The organism is Methanosphaera sp. A6, from assembly GCF_001729395.1.
GTDB lineage: Archaea > Methanobacteriota > Methanobacteria > Methanobacteriales > Methanobacteriaceae > Methanosphaera > Methanosphaera stadtmanae.
Genome location: NZ_MAIF01000063.1, coordinates 1 through 4,957, shown reverse-complemented (window position 1 = coordinate 4,957; position 4,957 = coordinate 1). Strand labels below are relative to the sequence as shown.

Here is a 4,957-nt window from a genome sequence, read left to right as displayed (position 1 = left end):
ATTTTTATTTTTAGATTTTTATTTTAATAGTTATGAATTATTTTTTGAATTATTTTATTAAATTACAAAAGACATGTAGAAAATATTCTATTTTTTAAATAAATTAAGTGAAGTCTCTTCAAATTATTAAATAGAGTCTTATTTATTTAAACTATTTCTTATAAAACTACTATTTTAATTATTGATATTTTTGAGAATTAAAGAAGTAATTTGTACCTTTTTTTTCAAAAGGAATTTTAAAAAAAATTTCAATATAATAATGATAATAGCCTAAGAAAAATAAATTCACATTACAAGTTATTAGTATTAAGTATTTAGACTTAACATAGAATTAACTATTTAAGAAAAAATTTGTGGATGGTTAACATAATTATGTAACTAGATAAAAATCAGACAAGCAGTGGAGTATAATCAACCTTCAAAGTTAATACCTGCAGATCATGGAACTGGAAAAACAAGGGTACTAACAGAAAGAGTATAATTCTTATTAAAATGGTACAAAGCATACTTTTAATGTTGATACTTCAGGATTAATAGAATACATTAAAAATAAGTATCCTATAAGTCAAGAATATTTGGATTTAATTTTGAATTACTTGAAGAAAATAACTACCTCGATTACAACCAATTACAGATTAAAACATTAGAATTATTAAATGAAAATCAAAACATAGCATTACATGTTCGTTTTAAAAATATTCTTATTGATGAGTTTCAAGATATTGATTCTGTACAGATGAGAATATGTTAAATGCTATGATAAATAAATACCTCTAGTAATTCATGATTTATTATATAATTAGGTAAGTAACTATAATACTTAAGTTAGCCCTTTGATTTAAGTTTATTATAATCTAGAACTATTCAAAATAAAATTAGTTAAAATGATTCTTTAGATTTTTATAGAAAAATTTAGGTTTTAATATAAAAAAGTATCTTATAAATATGAATTTCTTAAAGATTCATTAAAAAAAATTGTAAAAAATAGAATAAAGTAAATCTATTTTACTTTATATCTTAAAATACCAGCAATTCCACCAAATGCCTTATCAAGTTGAGTTCCTTCTTCGGTTTCTATAGAAATAACTTCAACATGTGTTTTAACTTCTTCGGCCAATTCTATTAATTCTTCAGCAGTTTCTTGTGTTTTAGTTATTTTCATAACTTCATTACATTTAGGACATCTTTTTTCTGGAGGTTCTTGATGTTGTCTAGTAGTTATAACATCTACTGTATTACATGCAGGACAAGTGTAGGTTTGTCTTTTACTTTTAAGATTTTCAGATATGAGTAATGTTTCAACAGCACCCATTTGAAGATTTTGTCTTACTTCTTTTTCACCATAAGTTGAAAGTCCACTTTCAGATATAAGTCCTGTAAGGAATTTTCTCATGAACTTCTTCTCTTGCATAATATCCATTTCATCAAGTGTATCTGCAGATTCATCAATAACTTCTCTTATACCAAAATCTCCAGTGTATGATGTGTCAACAATGTTGATTATTTTATCATGAATTTCATAGTGTATATACTCTCCATCAACAAAATCATTTTTAGTATGGCCTGGTCCACCAATAAGAACACCCTTAAGTTCATCTTTTAATGGAAGAAATGCTTCATCTACGTGTCTTCCTATACGTTTAAGGAATTCATGTGCAGCTAATTCAATCACACGGTCAAATCTTCTTTGTGACTGTCCTCCAGCTTTATGTTTTCCTGGAACACCACTAGTTAAGTGTTTTATAATATCTATTCTTTTTCCTCTTAGTGTTGCAATTGTAGATTCTTTACGATCTAGTACTACTACACCATAAACTTCCTTATATTCAATAATTTGTTTTAGAGGTTCTACAAAAAACTGACTATCACAGTGGTATGTGTATGTTTGAACAGCTTCAGGTGGTTGGAATACATATGTTTCCATTTTCTCAGTACCAGGTCCACCTTTTGGAATCATTCCCACAAACATTACAAGTCCCTTTTCTGGTGGTTTTGGGAATAATTTTAATCTTTGAATAATTACTTCAATAGCTGATTGTACATTTTTTCTTGTTTGTTTACTTTTAATGTTTGCACTTTGTCCAAGTTCATCACGCATCTGTTTTGCAACATCACTTATCTGTTTTTCAGGTGGTATATAAACACTTACAAGTTCTGTTCCTCTACCTTTTTTATCTTCTAACTCTTTAAGAGTCTTTTTTACTTCATATATTTCTTTTGATGATACATCACTCATTTTATCCTCTTCTTTGATTAATGTTGTGATTTAATTAATATTGATTAGAATAATTATCTGGGATTAATAAGAATATATTAAATATGGGAGGGAGTCATTTCAAGTTTTTTTTATACATTCCCATAATATTTTGTTATATATTCATTTTTATCGTAACCTTTACTTTCTAATTTGGAGATTACAATATAATCCACTTATATTGTTGTAAAAAAATTGTTTTATATGTATATGACTATTTTCTAGAAGTTTTTATACATTATTATATATCTATGTTTTTTATCTTATTTTATTATTTTGATTATATTAGATAAATATATCAATAATTTAGAAGATAAATTATACTAATAGTAAATTATTTTAAATTATTATTTTCAGATTAATTGAAGATATTTACAAAAAAAACTTTTTTGGAAAAATAAATATATTATTTGGAGTCGAGTGAATGCGTATAGTTATTACAATTGGGGGATCAATCCTATTAAAAGAATATGATAATAAGAAATTTGAAGATTATGCTAAAATAATCAGACAAATCAATGAAGATCATGAAATATTTATAGTAGTTGGTGGTGGAAGACCAGCACGTGATTACATAAGTGTAGTTAGAGATATGGGTGAAACAGAATCCATATGTGATGAAATAGGAATACAAGTTACAAGAATAAATGCTAGATTATTACAACTAGCTCTAAAAGATGTGTCCTATCCAGCAATACCTGTAAATTTCCAACAAGCACTAGAATTTTCTGCTACAGGTAAAATTGTTGTAATGGGTGGAACAGAACCTGCACATAGTACAGATGCAGTTGGAAGTATTCTTGCAGAATATGTTGGTGCTGATTTAGTAATAAATGCTACTAGTGTAGATGGATTATATGATAAGGATCCTAATAAATATAATGATGCTCAAATGTTTTCTGAAGTTTCTGCTGATAAATTAATGGAAATAGTATCTGATAATGATACAAAAGCAGGAACATATGAATTTATTGATAAAACAGCAATTCAAATTATTAAACGTTCTAAAATAAAAACAGTAATTGTAAATGGTAACACTCCTGAAAATGTTAAAACAGCAATTACACAACCAATTGGAACACTCATCACTGAATAAAAAAAGGAGGTATATTTATATGGTAGTTGAAGCTCATAGACATTGTGCAATATGTGGAAAACCAATACCACTAACTGAATCATTTTGTTCAGATAAATGTCAAGAACAATATCAATTAAAACAAAAACAAGTTGCAAAACAAAGAAAAATACTATTTGGAATTGTAATTGTATTTGTATTAATATATGTAGTCATGGTATTTTTAAAACCATTCTAAATAGAATAAATTCACTTTTCTATTTTTTTTATTATTCTTTTTAGAAAAAATGCTTATTTTAAATTAATATTTTAAAAAATAGTTGAAATTATATAAAAAAAGAATTGATGTGAACCTTATAAATTCACACCCATATCTAATTGTTCTGTTAATTCTTTGTATCTGTTTCTGATTGTTACTTCTGTTACACCAGCAATATCTGCAACATCACGTTGTGTTTTACGTTCACCAAGTAACACACTTGCAATGTATAATGCAGCAGCTGCAACACCAGTAGGTCCTCTTCCACTTGTAAGACCATTATCCATTGCTTGATTAATAATTTCAATAGCTTTAGACTGAACAACACCTGATAGATTTAATTCACTAGCAAATCTAGGGACATAATCAATAGGGGATGTTGGTGGTAATCTAATATGTAACTCTCTTGTAAGGAATCTGTATGTTCTACCAACTTCTTTCTTACTTACACGAGATACATCAGCTATTTCATCAAGTGTTCTTGGAACTTTACATCTTCTACATGCAGCATATAATGAAGCTGCTACAACTCCTTCAATACTTCTTCCACGTATGAGTTTATTTTCAACAGCATTTCTATATACAACTGATGCTGATTCACGTACAGATCTTGGAAGACCTAATCTTGAAGAATCTCTATCAAGTTCACTTAATGCAAATGCAAGGTTTCTTTCTGTAGCACCACTGATTCTGATTTTTCTCTGCCATTTTCTTAGTCTGTACCATTGAGCTCTGTTTCTTGCAGGTATATCTCTTCCATAGATGTCTTTGTTACGCCAATCAATCATGGTGGATAAACCTTTATCGTGAATTGTGTATGTGATAGGTGCTCCTACTCTTGTTCTTTTATCTCTTTGTTCATGGTCAAAAGCTCTCCATTCAGGACCCATATCCACTATGTTATCATCTATTACAAGACCACATGCTCCACAAACAACTTCTCCACGTTCATGATCATTTATTAATTTTGTAGAACCACATTCTGGACATTTAGTTTCTTTTTTCTCCATTTCAGCAACGTCTTCTTTCATTTGTTCTTTTTCACTTATGCCGTTGCTTTTTTCTAATTCATGTTCTAGTTCTTCAGAGTCTGTTGTATCTATTTTTATAATTTCTTCAACATCTAAATCAGAATTTGACATTAATTCAATATCTGAATCTTCTGGTGTTATTAATCCTACATCTTCCATAGGATCAGATAATATTAAGTCATTTAATTCGTGATCTGTGGCGTTATCAGTGTCTGTATTTTTGTCATCTTTGAAATTATCCATAATTTCAAGTAATGGATTTGGTTGTTTGGTTTTTTCTTTTTTTGGTTTGTCTTTTGGTTTGTCTTCTGTTTTCTTAGTTTTTCTTGGTCTTCCTG

General features: G+C 28.1%; 5 protein-coding genes. 3 read left to right on the top strand and 2 right to left on the bottom strand.

The features are described from left to right. Positions 1-571: 571 nt before the first annotated feature. A complete protein-coding gene (locus A9758_RS07710; RefSeq protein ID WP_083757035.1) occupies positions 572-751 on the top strand; it encodes a UvrD-helicase domain-containing protein in 180 nt (59 codons plus the stop codon). Positions 752-1,000: 249 nt separating this feature from the next. Here A9758_RS07710 and prf1 read toward each other — a convergent pair whose 3' ends face one another. Further along, positions 1,001-2,236, bottom strand: coding sequence for a peptide chain release factor aRF-1 (gene prf1, locus A9758_RS02140; protein WP_011406939.1), 1,236 nt, complete (start codon positions 2,234-2,236; stop codon positions 1,001-1,003). Between the two features lie 442 nt (positions 2,237-2,678). Between prf1 and pyrH the strand changes: the two genes are divergently transcribed. Both pyrH and A9758_RS02130 read left to right on the top strand, forming a co-directional pair. After that, positions 2,679-3,350 carry a UMP kinase gene (gene pyrH / locus A9758_RS02135; protein WP_011406938.1) on the top strand — a complete coding sequence of 224 codons (672 nt, stop codon included), beginning with the start codon at positions 2,679-2,681 and terminating at the stop codon, positions 3,348-3,350. 19 nt (positions 3,351-3,369) lie between these two features. Further along, positions 3,370-3,567, top strand: a complete 198-nt coding sequence (locus A9758_RS02130) for a DUF2116 family Zn-ribbon domain-containing protein (protein WP_011406937.1) — start codon at positions 3,370-3,372, stop codon at positions 3,565-3,567. A gap of 116 nt (positions 3,568-3,683) precedes the next feature. Here A9758_RS02130 and A9758_RS02125 read toward each other — a convergent pair whose 3' ends face one another. After that, the gene (locus A9758_RS02125) at positions 3,684-4,619 is read right to left on the bottom strand and encodes a transcription initiation factor IIB (protein ID WP_011406936.1); all 936 of its coding nucleotides are present in this window, start codon (positions 4,617-4,619) and stop codon (positions 3,684-3,686) included. Between the last annotated feature and the right edge of the window lie 338 nt (positions 4,620-4,957).

Coding starts and splice junctions, on each gene's coding strand:
- A9758_RS02130 (WP_011406937.1), top strand. CDS start 3,370: ATGGTAGTTGAAGCTCATAGACATTGTGCAATATGTGGAAAACCAATA.
- prf1 (WP_011406939.1), bottom strand. CDS start 2,236: ATGAGTGATGTATCATCAAAAGAAATATATGAAGTAAAAAAGACTCTT.
- A9758_RS02125 (WP_011406936.1), bottom strand. CDS start 4,619: ATGAAAGAAGACGTTGCTGAAATGGAGAAAAAAGAAACTAAATGTCCA.
- pyrH (WP_011406938.1), top strand. CDS start 2,679: ATGCGTATAGTTATTACAATTGGGGGATCAATCCTATTAAAAGAATAT.